Consider the following 14248-nt stretch of genomic DNA (forward strand, 5'->3'; position numbering starts at 1 on the left):
AAATGACAGTAAAGCTCTATGGTGTACCATGTTCATCAACAAGAAAGGCAAAAGAATGGCTCAGGAGTAACCGGATTCCTTTCAGTGAACGGAATGTATTAAGGGATCCTCTTACGGTACAGGAGCTCTATGATGTACTGCGTTTGACCGTCGATGGCACGGAAGAGATCATTTCCACACGATCCAAGATTTATAAGGAACTGGATATTGACCTGGAGGCTCTCCCGTTAAAAGAACTATTGGAGTTGATCCAAGCACATCCGAATTTGCTCCGGAGTCCGATCATTATGGACAATAAACGCCTGCAGGTTGGGTATCATGAAGAGGATATCAGGCAGTTCCTTCCACGGGAAACTCGTGAGAATCAATGGATTCAGTGGAAGAGAAATCAGCTGCGTTTAGCTGAGATATAAACTATTCACCATCCCTTTGGAGGGTTCTTATGAAATTGATTGCAGAGCAGCCTTACTTCAAGGTGGAAAGGCAAGTAAAGAGTTTGGAACAGAAGGATGTAGAGGATCCCCGGACCCTGTATCTCTATGAGGATAAGGTGGTTACCAAACATAGGGAGTTTGCCATTCAAGATGTTCTCGATATGTCTTACCGCTTTATTGGTGGGCGTGGAGGCCTGTTGTACCTTCATACCATCAAAGGGGTGTTTTCCTATAACGTCAAAACTTCTCCTGAGGCGTTTGTACAGGCGTACAGGAGACACTTCAAACCTTGATAGCAATGGCGGTTAACAACCATTTGCAGCAGCAAAAAGCACACCTGTTGATTTTCTAACAGGTGTGCTTTTTGTATGGATCAAGTTGATTTCGGCTGGTAATGCTTTGTCTCCGTCTTATTTACGATCGAGCTCCCCACCATATCTCCGGTTACGTTCAGGGCTGTAGCGCCCATTCCGATAATTGCGTCCACGGATGTGAGCAATGCTGCAATTTCAAGCGGTAGTCCGACTTGGACGAAAACAGTGGCAATCATGATGATGCCAGCTCCTGGTACGCCGGCTGTACCAATTGATGCCAATGTACCAATGAGAACTACTTGGAACATTTCGCCGAAACTCAATGGGTCTCCGATCATATTGGCGGCAAAGGCTGCCGAGACTGCAATCCTAATTGCTGCGCCGTCCATATTGATGGTAGCTCCTAGTGGCAGACTGAAACCATAGAGACCCTTGTTTAACCCCATATTCCTTGCTGCGTTCAAGGTGAGAGGGAGTGTACCAGAGCTGCTTTGGGTGACAAATGCAGTCAACATAGGGGTACGGGCCTGTCGGAAAAAGGCTGTAGGCGAGATTTTAAAGATGAACAAAGAAAGAATATAGAATATCAGCTGGACCATTAAGGCGATATAGAAAACCATAAGCATATGGCCAAGGGACAATAAGGTGCTAGTCCCTTGATTCCCCACTGTATTGGCTACAATCGCAAAGATTCCCACTGGTACGTATTGCAGGACACCTCTCATAATCGTCAGCGTTGCTTCGTTAAGTCCTTCTGCCACACTGAAAAGTAGCTTTCCCTGCTCTGTAAAAGCCTTGGAGGACTGTAAAATCGAAATAGCGATTCCGAAGGCGAAAGCAGTGAAAATGATCCCCAATAAATTGAGTTCACTGAAAGCGATGAAAATATTTTCCGGTACAATGCTCAAGAGCATTGTACTGATCCCGGGATTATCGGGGGTCTCAAGCTCCTCTCCACTTGGTAGTGGCATGCCGCTGCCCGGCTGGAAGACAAGCGAAACAACGAGACCCGCTATAATAGCCAAAGCGGTACTGGCGACATAGTAGAGGAGCGTCTTTCCACCCATCCTCCCCAGGTTCTGTGCATTTGTCTGATTGATGCCTACGATAAGGGTGAACAAAATCAGAGGGATGATCAGGAAGTTGAGCAGACGAATCAATAGGTCCCCCAAAGGAGAGAGAACACTAGCAGACTCGCCGGCAGCCAAACCGACAATCACTCCCAAAAGAAGAGAGACTGTAATTTTCAGGATTAATGATGCTTCCATATAACCTCTCCAAAGAGCTTTCAAGGTGCCGCCTCCTTTCATATTTATGGTTTCCCACTAATGTTGTAAATTTCTATTGTCAATCAATTTAAATTACCCTAGATGAACATGCATGTCAAAACTTCTGCTCTTCAAAGAAAGCTTCCTGCCTCCAATGCAAGTTTCTACAAAATAGTATTTACAATTTCCATAGAATATTGTAATATTTAAATCTGACTAAGATTATCAGATAAGGAGGTTTGTTGAATGGAACAGACCGCATTAGGTTCAACAACAACGAAAAAAATCAATATAAACCCTACAACGGTAGTCAAGGAGTTAAATCCGATACAAAAACCATATATGACAGCAGGAATCATTGCTGCGATCGCTCTATTGATTGCAATTCTCACCACAACCACATTGACACAGGGTGTTCTATATATAATTGGTATTGCATTGGGAGTAACGCTTCTGCATGCACGTTTTGGCTTCACTTCGGCATTCCGGAGGTTGGTATCCGTGGGGAATGTACAGGGAATTCAGGCACACATGATCATGTTGGCAGTCGCCACCACCCTTTTTGCCATTATCCTCGGCACAGGGTTCAGTTTCACAGGAAATGACCCATCCGGTTATGTATCACCTGTGGGTGTGAGTGTACTGGTCGGTGCGTTTCTATTCGGGATCGGCATGCAACTAGGTAATGGTTGTGCTTCAGGAACCCTTTATAATTTAGGTGGTGGGTCATCCTCCATGGTATTAACGATTACTTCATTCATTATCGGTTCTACGATTGGTGCCTACCACTTTACTTTCTGGATGGATACACCTTCCCTTCCTGCCATCTCACTAGCGGAAACAACAGGGTTTGGATACTTTGGCGGCTGGTTGACTCAAATGGTCATTTTCGCAGCCATTTACTTGCTGACCATTCAAATTGCCAAGAAGAAAAATCCGCCTATGATGAAGCCTTTAGCTACTACAAATGGTTGGAAAAAGGTCTTCCGTGGAGCATGGCCACTATTCGTGGCAGGAATTGTGCTTGCGGTGCTGAACGCTTTGACTCTGGCAATTCGCGGAAATCCGTGGGGAATTACTTCCGCGTTTGCGCTTTGGGGAGGAAAAGCTGCTTCCGCAGTAGGAATTGACGTTGCATCTTGGGGGTATTTCTCCGGAGCCAATGGAGAAGCACTGACCCAGTCGGTCCTGGCAGATTCTACAAGTGTCATGAACTTTGGGATTATCCTGGGAGCCTTTATAGCAGCTTCAGCTCAAGGGAATTTCAAGCCAAGGAAGTTAAAACCAGGCATTGCCGGTGCTTCCATTATCGGCGGGCTATTGATGGGATATGGTGCACGCCTGGCATTCGGTTGTAATATCGGTGCCTACTTTGGCGGAATTGCATCCTTCAGCCTGCATGGTTGGGTTTGGATGGTCATGGCTATGCTTGGTACCGGGCTTGCCTTGTTGATCCGCCCAATCTTTGGAATGAAAAATCCGAATAAGCAAGACTCCTTCTGTTAAAGATAAAAAATGGATTGCCCTATGGGCAATCCATTTTTTGCATTATGACTTCAGCAGGTCTACAAAATGACGAAGGATCTTGGCGGTCAGACCCCAGATGACTTTTCCGTCATACTGATAAAACAGTTCATCGATTTTCCGGAACTGCCAGTTGTAATTTTCCCCACCGACAATCAATTCATAAGGGAAATCATCACCCGGTTCTACGTGCAGGCGAACCTGATGAATATCTGGCTCATTCTCTAGAAAAAAAGAGAGGGGAACGGTAAAGACTTCTTCTACTTCCCCGTCATTCGGTTGGATCTCCTCCATTGTCCTAATGCTGCCGACGAACGGATAGATAATCCTACCAGAATCGGAGACGACATAGTCGAGAGGAATAACTTCCTCCACTTGCTGCTTTTTAACCGTCAGTTCTTCCGTTGTTTCCCTGATGGCAGCGGCACATGGACTTTGATCATCTTGCTCGATTCTCCCTCCAGGGAAGCAGGTATCACCCGGCTGCCGGTGCAGCTTCATGGATCTTACTTCAAAGAGAAGATGTGTCTCCCCATCCTTTTCTACGAGAGGGATTAAAATGGCAGATCGGAAATAATTGTTCTGGCCTAGTATCGCTGGTGTTCGATCCTTGAGTTTGTTGATAATAGACGATGCGTCCATCGATTCACCTCCGTTGGCGATGGGCAATTGATTTATCTACTATTATACAAGCCTATGTGTTTATGTAAAAGAAATGCCTCAGCCGGTAAATAAAGAAGGCGCCTGGTATTGTTCAGACGCCCCGATTGTTAGAAGGGATGGAACTGTTCATCAATCGGCTTGATTCTTATTTCTTCCAGACCCTGGAGGTCCACTTGCTGTTCATGATGCATTTCATCCAAAGGAAAAACGGTTGCTGTTTCTTCCTGGTTGATACCCTGAAGATATACGGGAATTCCTCGATAGTTCACCTGGATCATCTGCGGCGAATCGATAATCTCTTCTGCTCGCTGTCTGTCCATTTTCACCTCTCCTTTATTATTAGAAGGTACCTTTATTTTTGGCATCCTGGCAACAACTCATCCGAGGAATCAATTGGATATATCTCTGCCGCGAGCAAATAATAGGAGCGTTCTGCCCATGTCGTTGGGCATTGAGGTGAAGAAACAAGGATTTATTGATTAGGGGGCTTATAAGCATTTCGCATTAATTTTTCGGCAGCATCCTATATACTACAAGTAACTCTTGATAAAGGATGATGATAATGGAATATAAAATGATGGAGAACGGTTTTCAGACAGAGTTTGACTATGGAAAGCTGGATATATCCAGCGATGACCAACATGGGTTCCGTCCATATGCGCTGCTTGTTTCTTCCGTGGCTGTCTGCAGTGGCGGGGTGTTGCGCAAAGTGTTGAAAAAAATGAGGGTGGATTTCGATGATATTAATATAAAGGCTGATGTGAAACGTAATCCCAATATTGCCGATCGTGTAGAGGAAATCAACCTCCACTTTACGATTTACGGAAAGGACATACCGGAGAAAAAGGTGGAAAAGGCAATGGAATTGACCAGGAAAAACTGTTCCATGGTCCAATCCGTGCTGGATAGTATCAAAGTGGAGGAGACATTTGAATTAAAATAAAGGGAGGATCCGGAAATATCATGTATTTCCGGTTTTTTTATTCTGCCTATGTTTTTCAGCCATTCTTAAGTCGGGAATAAAGAATTTATAGCCGGAATAAGGTAAAATGATGGAGTATGCAACCATAAATAATGGGAATATAGCGGGAATAACTCCATAGGGGTGAGAAAATGAAAGTGATCGGCATCGCTGGATCAATTGTCGGCTCAAAGACCAGAGCCACTGTTGAAAAGGTGTTAGATAATGTGAAAAAATTCTCTCCAGAAGTGGAAGTGGAACTGGTGGACTTGAAGGATTACCAGCTCGATTTTTGTGATGGAAGACATTATACGGAATATGAAGGAGATACTAAAACCCTTATCAATCAATTGATGGAAGCGGACGCCTATATCATCGGCACGCCTATTTTCCAGGCTTCCATCCCTGGAGCATTGAAAAATATGTTCGATGTGCTCCCCGTGGACACCATGATGAATAAGACGGCAGGTATGATAGCCACAGCCGGTTCTTCCAAACACCATCTGGTGGTGGAACATCAGCTAAAGCCAATCCTGTCTTACATGAAAGCGATGGTGCTGCCACAGTACGTATTCATTGAAGAGGAATACTTCGATGAAAAGAAAGAAATTACAAATGGAGAGATCCTCTATCGGCTGGAAAAGCTTGCAGAGGATGTAATTGAAATGGGTAAGAGAATCAGAAAGACCCACGGCTAACCACCTCAGAAGAACAGGAGACTGAAATGAACCATGAAACTTATAGCGACAGATTTAGACGGTACCTTATTAAATGAAAAAGGGGAAGTAAGCAGAAAGAATGCAGAAGCCATTGAAAGAGCGATCAACCAGGGACTGAAATTTGTGGTGGCTACAGGCAGGTCCTATGGTGCGGCCGAAAAGCCCTTGAAGGAGGCAGGGCTTACTGCTCCTGTCATCTGCCTGAATGGGGCACAGACATACTCAGAGGATAAAACGGTCCTGCGCTCTGCGCCATTGGGCAGAACAACGGCCAAACACATACAAGAGCTATGTGATCGTGCAGGCATGTACTTTGAATTCTTTACCAGCAATGGCGTGTATTCCACCAATAGGGAACATTTCCTGGAAGTCATGATCGATATTATGAAATCTGCGAATCCATCCCTTTCCGAGGAAGAGATCATTGAAGGCGCAGAACAGCGTTTCCAGGATGAACAAGTGGAGTTCATCCAAGACAACGAGGAAGTATTCGCCATCGAGGGCTTGGAGATATATAAGATCCTTGCCTTTTCCCTGCATAAGGAAAAGCTGGCAGATCTCCGCCAGGCCTTACAGGGAAAGGAAGATCTAGCAATCACCTCATCAGGCGATATCAATCTGGAGTTCAACCATCCAGACGCTCAAAAAGGAATCGCCTTACAATTCCTTGCAGAGACTATGGAGATCGGTATGGAGGATGTCATGACACTTGGAGACAACTTCAATGATGCCAGCATGCTGCAAATGGCGGGGCGCAGTGTGGCTATGGGGAACGCTGAAAAAGAAATCAAGGACATGTGCTCTCATATAACAAAAACAAATGATGAAGATGGTGTAGCAGCGGCTATCGACGAAATGCTGTCATCAATTCCACAAGAATCCTCTGACTAAGGAGGGGTCCTGCTTTTTGGCCTTCTAGGTTGAAGAGGACGTTTTCCACCTGCTTGCCGGGGAAACTATAGTAATATATGTTCTCGGAAAAGAGGTGGACAAGATGTTTTTTAATGGTTGGGAAGCAATTGGTCGGACCCTGTTGGTCGGGTTGCTGGCATATATCGGGTTAGTGCTGTTTCTGCGTGTTTCAGGAAAGCGCACCCTATCCAAGATGAACGCATTCGACCTGGTGGTGACCGTTGCCCTTGGTTCAACACTCGCAACGATCTTGCTGAATCAAAAGGTAAGTCTGGTGCAAGGACTGACTGCATTTTTTGTTTTGATCGGCATGCAGTATATGATTGCGGCTTTATCGGTAAGATCTACGGTTGTGAGCCGGCTAATTAAGTCAAAGCCACAGCTGCTTTATTATCAGGGCCAATACTTGCGGACGGCGATGAAGAAAGCGCGTGTGCTGGAAGTGGAAATTCTACAGGCTGCCAGATCTGATGGCATTGGGTCCATGGACGAGGTGCATGCCGTAGTGCTGGAGACTGATGGGAGAATATCCATCATCAAGAATGATTCTTATCAGGGCCGCTCTACATTGACTAACGTTCAGGAAGGCGGATGATGAATGAATGGAGGAATAGAACAGGATGGACACAACGGAGAAGATTTATGTTGGGGACATGGCCCATCCCCTCTGTTCCCTGCATGTAGCGGTGACTGAGAAGGGATTGGCTTTCGTCGGGTCTGAAAATGGCAGCTGGGAAGAAATTGAACAATGGAAAGCAGCGAAGCGACCGAGAGCATTGCTTGTGGAGGACCAGGACAGGGTAGCTTCTTATATAGAAGAGATCATGGAGTATCTGGATGGCGGCCGTAAAGAATTCGAAATTCCACTGGATGTAGTCGGCACTCCCTTTCAACAAGAAGTTTGGAATGCATTATCAAAGATTCCCTATGCTGCTACGGCTGCCTACTCAGAAATTGCTGGTGAAATAGGTCGACCGAAGGCAGTGCGGGCAGTAGGTGCGGCCATTGGAGCCAATCCAGTCATGATCGTGGTTCCATGCCACCGGGTAGTCGGCAAAAATGGCAAGTTGACCGGTTTTCGCGGCGGCTTGGCGATGAAAGAGAAACTGCTGGAGCTGGAATGGAAATGAGCCGGTCTGGTTATCTGTTGGTATATGAAAAGCTGATGGACTTCTACGGCCCCCAGGGATGGTGGCCTGCAGACACTCCATTTGAGATGATGATTGGTTCGATATTGGTTCAGAATACTAGCTGGCGCAATGTAGAGAAAGCTTTTTTGAAACTGAGACCCTATCTTGAAGAACGAACCCTCTATGCTATGCCAGTGGAAGAATTGGCTTTGTTGATTCGCTCCAGCGGCTTTTTCAATATGAAAGCCAAGAGGATCAAGGCGTTTTTGGAATGGTACGAGCGGTATGACTTTCATGTTTCGAAAGTACAACAGCAGGATGGCAAGAAGTTGAGGGAAGAGCTTTTGTCCATTAATGGCATTGGCAGGGAGACTGCGGATGTCATGTTGCTGTATGCTTTTGACCATCCAGTCTTCGTAGTTGATGCTTATGCAAGAAGGATATTCTACCGTATCGGTTTCAACATGCCGAAAGCCTATGATGCATTCCGGGGAAAAGTGGAGGAAGAGGTACAGGGGAATCTCCAGTTCTACAATGAATTCCACGCCCTGCTGGTAGAACATGCAAAAGTCCATTGCAAGGCTAAGCCTATATGTGAAGGCTGCCCAGTGTTTACCTTCTGTGACCGTAGGCTGGATTGAAGAATACCATATAATAAATATTCAATAAGTTAACCTTGGTAGATACCAAGGTTAACTTGTGTAATGGAGGATGGCATCCCGAAGGAATTTTGCTCCGTCTATTGCTGCTCTGTCGTAGTAAGCAGAAAAACGCTCATCTGCTACATACATTTTTGCAAGGCTTGCATGTGCTTCCTTCGAGTAACTTTCCCAAAAGAACATTAGCCACTGCTTATGCTTCGCTGCCAACTGCTGTGCTTTTTTGGAGTTCGGATCTCCAGCTGCTTTGGCTTTCGGGAGAAGGGTGAGAATTTCTTGTGATAACTGTTCCATTTCTCTGTAGTCTTGTTCTGATAAGCCCATCAGCTGAGCATTGCTCTTATCGATTGTCTCATCCCCATATTTTTGGCGGATTTCATCCCCGTATGTCCGCTCATTTTCATCCACCATTTCTTTCTTGAATGCCTCAAATTTCCTTTGGGCCCTCATTGTTTTTCCCCCCTGTTTACTGGCAATGGTCTCCTCCAGAACTTCCAACATCTTATTGAGTCGGTTTCGCTCAGATTTCAATTTCCTATAATGCCTGCTAAGTGCCTCGCCTTCATCAAACTTAGGATCCATTAAAATTTGGCGTATCTCATCGAGTGGAACATCCATTTCGCGGTAAAACAATATCTGCTGAAGCTGATCCACTTCTTTTTCACCGTAAATACGATATCCTGATGTGGAAATCCTTGCTGGCTTCAGCAGATCTATCTCGTCATAATAACGTAGGGTGCGTCTGCTGACACCCGCCATATTTGCTAAGCCTTGCACAGTATATTCCATGGTATCACCTCCCGATTGACTTCATCATAGACCTTCACGTTGCGTAAAGGTCAAGGTCATGATGGAATGAATGCTATTGAATTCCGGCTGATGCCTATTTTTTTCATAAAAAAAGCAGACATGATATGTCTGCAGAAATACATTATGCTGGTCATACCTTCAGGCAGCCTGTCTTATTTATCTCTATTCCGCTCCTTGCGATATTCTGCCCCGCCTGGCAACTTCTTATCAATCACACGATCGATATCCAACTGTGGCTTACCGCGCAATGCCTCATTATTCATCAGTGTTGCCGATTGTTTATTATTACCTTGTGTCATTGCTTAAAACCTCCCAATCCTTTTCATTGTCCTGAAAGCTTTTCTTGAAACGCTCCACGGATTTGGGGAATTCACTGAAAGGCAGGTGAAGGAAATATCTGTATAATTAAAATTCCCCTTTGGCTAGAATTTAAACGAACAAAACAGGCACCATGTCAGTTTTTCCCTTTATCCCTGGCCAACTTCTCTCGGTTTTTAACACCTGGAGGCTGCTCCATCCAGTTATTTTCTATCATCAGATCTGCACCACTTTTTGCAAGGCGTGCCGTCTCCAAGGAAAGACGTTCATAATTGACCATTAGATCACTTCGCTGACTGGCAGCTGCCGCTGCTGCATAGTTCCCGATGCCAGCAGCAGTCATGAGCGATATATGGAACATCAGTAATTTGTCAGAGAAGGTCTGTGTGGTCGAATTGCTGATACATACATCTGGTGATTGAGCTGCTTGGATGTCATCTTCCATTAATGTGGATGTGAATATTTTGACGTGCTTTTGAGAGACATCTTTTGCCCGCAGTAGGAAGTCCTGCACCTCTTTGGTTGGTGATGTCTGGGCAAAAGCGGTTGCCAGCTTCCCCCCCACCATATTGGTGGTCACATTGAGGTACAGGTGGGAAATTTCAATGGAATTAAGCGGACGGTTCTCACTGAACGGGTTTAATCCATTATAGTAATTTTTACTGTTGATATATTCCGTTTCAGTCGGCACTTCGATATAAGGATGCCTCGCTTCAATTCCTTTTTCGAGTGCAATATCTGTTGCCTGGTTAAAAAACTGGATGGATTCCTGCATAGAGTTGGAAAAATACTGTCGGATATCCTTTCGGGTGCACATGCCAATGAAGCCGCTATAGGTGACTATCGCCACTTTAGCCATGTGATTAACATAGGTCAAACAGAATATATCCGAAAACAGCCAGGGAGCAGCCATATTCACGTCTTCCTCTGTGAAAGCATGGGGCAGGGCATAGTTTTCCTGTTCCAGCAAATATTGAAGCTGCTTCAAGTGGGTGGAGGCCAAATCATAGGATGTACTTATGATGGGTTTTATCTCGTCATCCTCTATATGCTGCAGTAAAAATTTCAATACTTTTTCGGACATGCTGTTATTCATATAAGCTGTCCATAGACAGCCGATCTCGGCAGATGTAAGATTAATATTGTTTTCAGCCATAGGCTACCTCCTGATATTAGGTGAGATAACTTTAGTATGCTCTAGGCTGCTCATTTTATGAGGGATGGGATAATAGCCATCGTTTGAATTTAAAAAACTGTCTCCCTCTACGGAAGACAGCTTGTACATCTTATATTAAAAGGTTTTAGAACCAGTTGATCGGTTCAGGGTTGAGGTTGTGGAAAATGTGTTTGGTTTCCTGGTATTCTTCCAATCCTGGCCTTCCGAGTTCACGGCCGATTCCCGACTGTTTGAATCCTCCCCACGGTGCGTGAGGGAAGTATAGGTTGAAATCATTGATCCATACTGTTCCCATGCGCATTTTTGCTGAACAGCGTTCTGCTTTGGCTATGTCCTTTGTCCAGACCCCACCGGCAAGTCCGTAGATGGAATCGTTGGCCAGTTTGACGGCTTCTTCTTCTGCCGAGAAGGTTTCAATCGTGATAACTGGGCCGAAGCCTTCATTCTGGACAACATCCATATCTGTTGAACAATTGGTAAGAACGGTTGGCAAGTAGAAGAAGCCTTGCTGTAGTTCAGGATCCTCTGGTCGTTTGCCGCCAACTGCTACCTCTGCTCCTTCCCTCACACCAGCCTCTACATAATCAGTAACCTTCTGAAGATGTTCCTCAGAAATTAATGGACCCATTTGTGTGTCTTCAGAAAAACCGCTGCCTAATTTAATGTTTTTAACTCTGTCTACTAAGGCATTTACGAATTTCTCTTGGAGACTTTCCTCCACAAGAATTCTTGTACCGGCAGAACAGATTTGGCCAGCATGGAAGAATACCCCATTCAAGGCCTGATCGACGGCAGTTTCAAAATCAGCATCGGCAAAGATGACATTCGGGTTTTTACCACCCAGCTCCAGTGCAAGCTTTTTCACATTGCTACTTGCCGCCTGCATAATTTTCTTTCCCGTTTGAATACCGCCAGTGAAGGAAATTAAGTCTACGTCTTCATTGGAGGATAGCTCTGCACCTGCTGTACTTCCTGATCCAAGTACAAGATTGACGACACCTTTTGGCACTCCCGCTTCTTCCATCAATTCAAAGACTTTTACGGACGTCAATGGTGTTATTTCACTGGGCTTCATCACTAAGGTGTTCCCAGTAACGAGCGCTGGGGCAAGCTTCCATGATGCCTGCAAAAGCGGGTAGTTCCATGGAGTGATTTGCCCACAGACACCAACAGGTTCTCTGACCACCTTACTCACAGAGTCAGGAACCGGAGAATCGATGATTTCACCGCCGTCTTTGTCTGCCAGTTCTGCGTAATAGCGGAAGACACCAGCTATGTCTTCCATGTCTCCCCTGCTCTCTTCTACTGTTTTCCCTGTATCCAGTGATTCCAGTTCTGCGAGTTCCTCTTTATCACGCAAAATATAGTCGGCAATCTTATGTACAATTTTACTGCGCTCCGTTGCAGGGGTTCCTGGCCATTCTCCCAGGTCGAAGGCTTTTCTGGCAGCTGTAATTGCTTTTCGTGCATCTTCGGCATTGCCTTCTGCGGCAATGGCAATGACTTCTCGGTTGAACGGATTAATGATCTCACGCGTTTCACCAGAGAGGGCACCGACCCATTGACCATCTATGTATTGTTGTTTCTGTTGCATTCAACCCCTCCTTGCAGATAATGTTAATTTTGTTAAGAAAAAATTTAACGTATTGAACAAAGTTAAATCTACCATAGCTGTGTATGGATGTCAAAGTCTAAAATAAAATATGTGAGAACCAGTGCCAGAAGCGCAATTACATGCACTATTTATTATATGGGCATTTGACATTTAATTTCTACGCGTTAACATTAAGTTTGTTAAGAAAAAATTTAATTAATTGGACAATAGAAAAAGGAGAGGTGGCTCATTGGATAATAAAAATGATCATCACGCGAAGGAAAAGATGGAGCATGCCAAAGACCAGGTGATTGGTGCCATTTCTGAAACAATGGATCTATATGGAGTGACACCATCTGCTGGCAAATTATACGCTACCATGTATTTCAAGGAACAATTGACCCTCGATGAAATGAGGGAAGAACTGGGTATGACCAAGGCAAGTATGAGTACAAGTGTCCGCAAGCTTCAGGAAATTGAAATGGTGAAGAAGAAATTCATGCGCGGCTCCAGAAAGCATACATATGTGGCGGAGAAAGACTTCTTCCATTCCTTCATGGCCTTTTATTGTCAGATGTGGGATAGAGAAGTGAAAATGAATATGGAAGCCATCAAAGAAGCTGAAGTTCATTTGAACGAAATCCAAGAGGATGAGACCATTTCGGAGGAACTTCGGGAAGAAGCAAGAGAACATTATAACCTGCTAGATAAATCCAAGGTCTACTACCGTTGGCTGGAAAGACTGACGGCAAGCATCCGCTCCGAGGAAATCTTCGAGTTTTTGCCAAAGGAAACAACAGAAGAGTAAATCGCGAAGAACAGCAGGATTAATCAAAAATCGACGAGAGGTGAAGCTGAATTTATGAGGAATTTTAAGTGGGGAGTTCTAATTGTAACAATAAGTGTATTGATGACGCTGACCGCATGTGGAGATTCGGGTAAAGACAGTGCTTCTACGGCAGCATCGGATGAAGAAGCAAATGTGATTGATATGGGCCAGATCAGCTGGGCTGAAAACATTGCTGTCACCAATATGTGGAAGGTGATTTTGGAAGATGAGGGATATCAAGTTAATTTCCATCTGCTTGATATGGGCACGCAAATGGCAGCATTGTCTAATAATGAGCTGGACATAAACCTGGAGGTATGGCTTCCAGTACAGGATGCAGCTTATTTAGATCAATATCAGGATGAAGTAAACTTTTCAGAAGAAGTTTGGTATGAGCATGCAAAAGTAGGTCTAGTGGTACCGGAGTATCTGGAAGACATAAACAGTATAGAAGACCTGAATGAAAACCGAGCATTATTCGATGGGGAAATTACCGGATTCGACCCAGGTGCGGGTACCATGGATGTCACCGAAGACCTGATTGCTGAATATGGGTTGGAATTTGAATTGCTTCCAAGCTCTGAACCTGCAATGATTACGGAAATTGAAGAAGCTGTTGCAGAGAAAGAGGCAATTGTGGCCCCATTATGGAGCCCTCACCGAGTATTCGCTGAAATGGATCTGAAGTATTTGGAAGATCCAAAAAATGTTTATGGGGAAACGGAAAAAATACATCATGCAACAAGGCAAGGATTTTCAGAGGAATTTCCTGAGGTTTCCCAATGGATAAAAAATTGGAAAATGGAAGATGAACAGATCAGTGAATTGATGAGCTATGTGTCAGAGGCCGAAGAACCGAGCATAGGCGCTGAAAAGTGGGTAGAGGAAAATCAGGACCTCATCAATGAATGGTTGAATGGATAACAAAACGTTGAA

Annotated in this window: 18 protein-coding genes; 11 read left to right on the top strand and 7 right to left on the bottom strand. The window is 44.7% G+C overall.

Annotated elements, in window-relative coordinates; genetic code table 11:
* Positions 1–2 precede the first annotated feature (2 nt).
* Together ACFOGI_RS12745 and ACFOGI_RS12750 are read left to right on the top strand one after the other, a co-directional pair.
* Positions 3–413 carry a Spx/MgsR family RNA polymerase-binding regulatory protein gene (locus ACFOGI_RS12745; protein WP_390273195.1) on the top strand — a complete coding sequence of 137 codons (411 nt, stop codon included), beginning with the start codon at positions 3–5 and terminating at the stop codon, positions 411–413.
* A gap of 29 nt (positions 414–442) precedes the next feature.
* Positions 443–727 carry a hypothetical protein gene (locus ACFOGI_RS12750; RefSeq protein ID WP_390273197.1) on the top strand — a complete coding sequence of 95 codons (285 nt, stop codon included), beginning with the start codon at positions 443–445 and terminating at the stop codon, positions 725–727.
* 80 nt (positions 728–807) lie between these two features.
* Here ACFOGI_RS12750 and ACFOGI_RS12755 read toward each other — a convergent pair whose 3' ends face one another.
* Entirely contained in the window at positions 808–2040 is a 1233-nt protein-coding gene (locus ACFOGI_RS12755; protein ID WP_390273200.1) for a dicarboxylate/amino acid:cation symporter, read from the bottom strand.
* Positions 2041–2262: 222 nt separating this feature from the next.
* On the opposite strand from ACFOGI_RS12755, the gene ACFOGI_RS12760 reads away from it, so the two are divergent.
* The gene (locus ACFOGI_RS12760) at positions 2263–3522 is read left to right on the top strand and encodes a YeeE/YedE family protein (RefSeq protein WP_390273202.1); all 1260 of its coding nucleotides are present in this window, start codon (positions 2263–2265) and stop codon (positions 3520–3522) included.
* Between the two features lie 42 nt (positions 3523–3564).
* Here the strand turns inward: ACFOGI_RS12760 and ACFOGI_RS12765 are convergent, their stop codons facing one another.
* A complete protein-coding gene (locus ACFOGI_RS12765; RefSeq protein WP_390273205.1) occupies positions 3565–4182 on the bottom strand; it encodes an NUDIX hydrolase in 618 nt (205 codons plus the stop codon).
* A gap of 128 nt (positions 4183–4310) precedes the next feature.
* Complete coding sequence (locus tag ACFOGI_RS12770) at positions 4311–4523, bottom strand: H-type small acid-soluble spore protein (RefSeq protein ID WP_390273208.1); 213 nt, start codon at positions 4521–4523, stop codon at positions 4311–4313.
* 242 nt (positions 4524–4765) lie between these two features.
* Between ACFOGI_RS12770 and ACFOGI_RS12775 the strand changes: the two genes are divergently transcribed.
* The 6 genes from ACFOGI_RS12775 to ACFOGI_RS12800 all read left to right on the top strand — a co-directional run bounded on the left by ACFOGI_RS12775 (position 4766) and on the right by ACFOGI_RS12800 (position 8566).
* Complete coding sequence (locus ACFOGI_RS12775) at positions 4766–5146, top strand: OsmC family protein (protein WP_390273210.1); 381 nt, start codon at positions 4766–4768, stop codon at positions 5144–5146.
* Positions 5147–5316: 170 nt separating this feature from the next.
* The gene (locus tag ACFOGI_RS12780) at positions 5317–5862 is read left to right on the top strand and encodes an NADPH-dependent FMN reductase (protein ID WP_390273213.1); all 546 of its coding nucleotides are present in this window, start codon (positions 5317–5319) and stop codon (positions 5860–5862) included.
* A gap of 33 nt (positions 5863–5895) precedes the next feature.
* Positions 5896–6774: a Cof-type HAD-IIB family hydrolase gene (locus tag ACFOGI_RS12785; protein ID WP_390273215.1), complete on the top strand. Its 879-nt coding sequence runs from the start codon at positions 5896–5898 to the stop codon at positions 6772–6774.
* A 103-nt stretch (positions 6775–6877) separates the two neighbouring features.
* Positions 6878–7390, top strand: a complete 513-nt coding sequence (locus ACFOGI_RS12790) for a DUF421 domain-containing protein (protein WP_390273218.1) — start codon at positions 6878–6880, stop codon at positions 7388–7390.
* Positions 7391–7415: 25 nt separating this feature from the next.
* Complete coding sequence (locus ACFOGI_RS12795; protein ID WP_390273221.1) at positions 7416–7925, top strand: methylated-DNA--[protein]-cysteine S-methyltransferase; 510 nt, start codon at positions 7416–7418, stop codon at positions 7923–7925.
* Entirely contained in the window at positions 7922–8566 is a 645-nt protein-coding gene (locus tag ACFOGI_RS12800) for an endonuclease III domain-containing protein (protein WP_390273224.1), read from the top strand. The genes ACFOGI_RS12795 and ACFOGI_RS12800 overlap by 4 nt, the downstream gene beginning before the upstream one ends.
* Before the next feature lie 51 nt (positions 8567–8617).
* Here the strand turns inward: ACFOGI_RS12800 and ACFOGI_RS12805 are convergent, their stop codons facing one another.
* The 4 genes from ACFOGI_RS12805 to betB all read right to left on the bottom strand — a co-directional run bounded on the left by ACFOGI_RS12805 (position 8618) and on the right by betB (position 12483).
* Positions 8618–9373: a MerR family transcriptional regulator gene (locus ACFOGI_RS12805; protein WP_390273227.1), complete on the bottom strand. Its 756-nt coding sequence runs from the start codon at positions 9371–9373 to the stop codon at positions 8618–8620.
* A gap of 173 nt (positions 9374–9546) precedes the next feature.
* Positions 9547–9693, bottom strand: coding sequence for a hypothetical protein (locus tag ACFOGI_RS12810; RefSeq protein WP_390273229.1), 147 nt, complete (start codon positions 9691–9693; stop codon positions 9547–9549).
* A gap of 155 nt (positions 9694–9848) precedes the next feature.
* Complete coding sequence (locus ACFOGI_RS12815) at positions 9849–10868, bottom strand: DUF3231 family protein (RefSeq protein WP_390273231.1); 1020 nt, start codon at positions 10866–10868, stop codon at positions 9849–9851.
* Positions 10869–11013: 145 nt separating this feature from the next.
* Complete coding sequence (betB, locus tag ACFOGI_RS12820) at positions 11014–12483, bottom strand: betaine-aldehyde dehydrogenase (RefSeq protein ID WP_390273233.1); 1470 nt, start codon at positions 12481–12483, stop codon at positions 11014–11016.
* A 286-nt stretch (positions 12484–12769) separates the two neighbouring features.
* Between betB and cudC the strand changes: the two genes are divergently transcribed.
* Entirely contained in the window at positions 12770–13291 is a 522-nt protein-coding gene (gene cudC, locus ACFOGI_RS12825; RefSeq protein ID WP_390273494.1) for a choline uptake/conversion transcriptional regulator CudC, read from the top strand.
* Between the two features lie 54 nt (positions 13292–13345).
* On the top strand, positions 13346–14236 hold the full coding sequence (locus ACFOGI_RS12830; RefSeq protein ID WP_390273236.1) for a glycine betaine ABC transporter substrate-binding protein: 891 nt from the start codon (positions 13346–13348) through the stop codon (positions 14234–14236).
* Positions 14237–14248 lie beyond the last annotated feature (12 nt).

Origin of the sequence: Virgibacillus xinjiangensis (genome assembly GCF_042643145.1) — a bacterium.
Taxonomy (GTDB): domain Bacteria; phylum Bacillota; class Bacilli; order Bacillales; family Amphibacillaceae; genus Virgibacillus_O; species Virgibacillus_O xinjiangensis.

Coding starts and splice junctions, on each gene's coding strand:
- ACFOGI_RS12800 (WP_390273224.1), top strand. CDS start 7,922: ATGAGCCGGTCTGGTTATCTGTTGGTATATGAAAAGCTGATGGACTTC.
- ACFOGI_RS12770 (WP_390273208.1), bottom strand. CDS start 4,523: ATGGACAGACAGCGAGCAGAAGAGATTATCGATTCGCCGCAGATGATC.
- ACFOGI_RS12750 (WP_390273197.1), top strand. CDS start 443: ATGAAATTGATTGCAGAGCAGCCTTACTTCAAGGTGGAAAGGCAAGTA.
- ACFOGI_RS12790 (WP_390273218.1), top strand. CDS start 6,878: ATGTTTTTTAATGGTTGGGAAGCAATTGGTCGGACCCTGTTGGTCGGG.
- ACFOGI_RS12765 (WP_390273205.1), bottom strand. CDS start 4,182: ATGGACGCATCGTCTATTATCAACAAACTCAAGGATCGAACACCAGCG.
- ACFOGI_RS12795 (WP_390273221.1), top strand. CDS start 7,416: ATGGACACAACGGAGAAGATTTATGTTGGGGACATGGCCCATCCCCTC.
- cudC (WP_390273494.1), top strand. CDS start 12,770: ATGGAGCATGCCAAAGACCAGGTGATTGGTGCCATTTCTGAAACAATG.
- ACFOGI_RS12805 (WP_390273227.1), bottom strand. CDS start 9,373: ATGGAATATACTGTGCAAGGCTTAGCAAATATGGCGGGTGTCAGCAGA.
- ACFOGI_RS12760 (WP_390273202.1), top strand. CDS start 2,263: ATGGAACAGACCGCATTAGGTTCAACAACAACGAAAAAAATCAATATA.
- ACFOGI_RS12780 (WP_390273213.1), top strand. CDS start 5,317: ATGAAAGTGATCGGCATCGCTGGATCAATTGTCGGCTCAAAGACCAGA.
- ACFOGI_RS12785 (WP_390273215.1), top strand. CDS start 5,896: ATGAAACTTATAGCGACAGATTTAGACGGTACCTTATTAAATGAAAAA.
- ACFOGI_RS12810 (WP_390273229.1), bottom strand. CDS start 9,693: ATGACACAAGGTAATAATAAACAATCGGCAACACTGATGAATAATGAG.
- ACFOGI_RS12830 (WP_390273236.1), top strand. CDS start 13,346: ATGAGGAATTTTAAGTGGGGAGTTCTAATTGTAACAATAAGTGTATTG.
- ACFOGI_RS12775 (WP_390273210.1), top strand. CDS start 4,766: ATGGAATATAAAATGATGGAGAACGGTTTTCAGACAGAGTTTGACTAT.
- ACFOGI_RS12745 (WP_390273195.1), top strand. CDS start 3: ATGACAGTAAAGCTCTATGGTGTACCATGTTCATCAACAAGAAAGGCA.
- betB (WP_390273233.1), bottom strand. CDS start 12,483: ATGCAACAGAAACAACAATACATAGATGGTCAATGGGTCGGTGCCCTC.
- ACFOGI_RS12815 (WP_390273231.1), bottom strand. CDS start 10,868: ATGGCTGAAAACAATATTAATCTTACATCTGCCGAGATCGGCTGTCTA.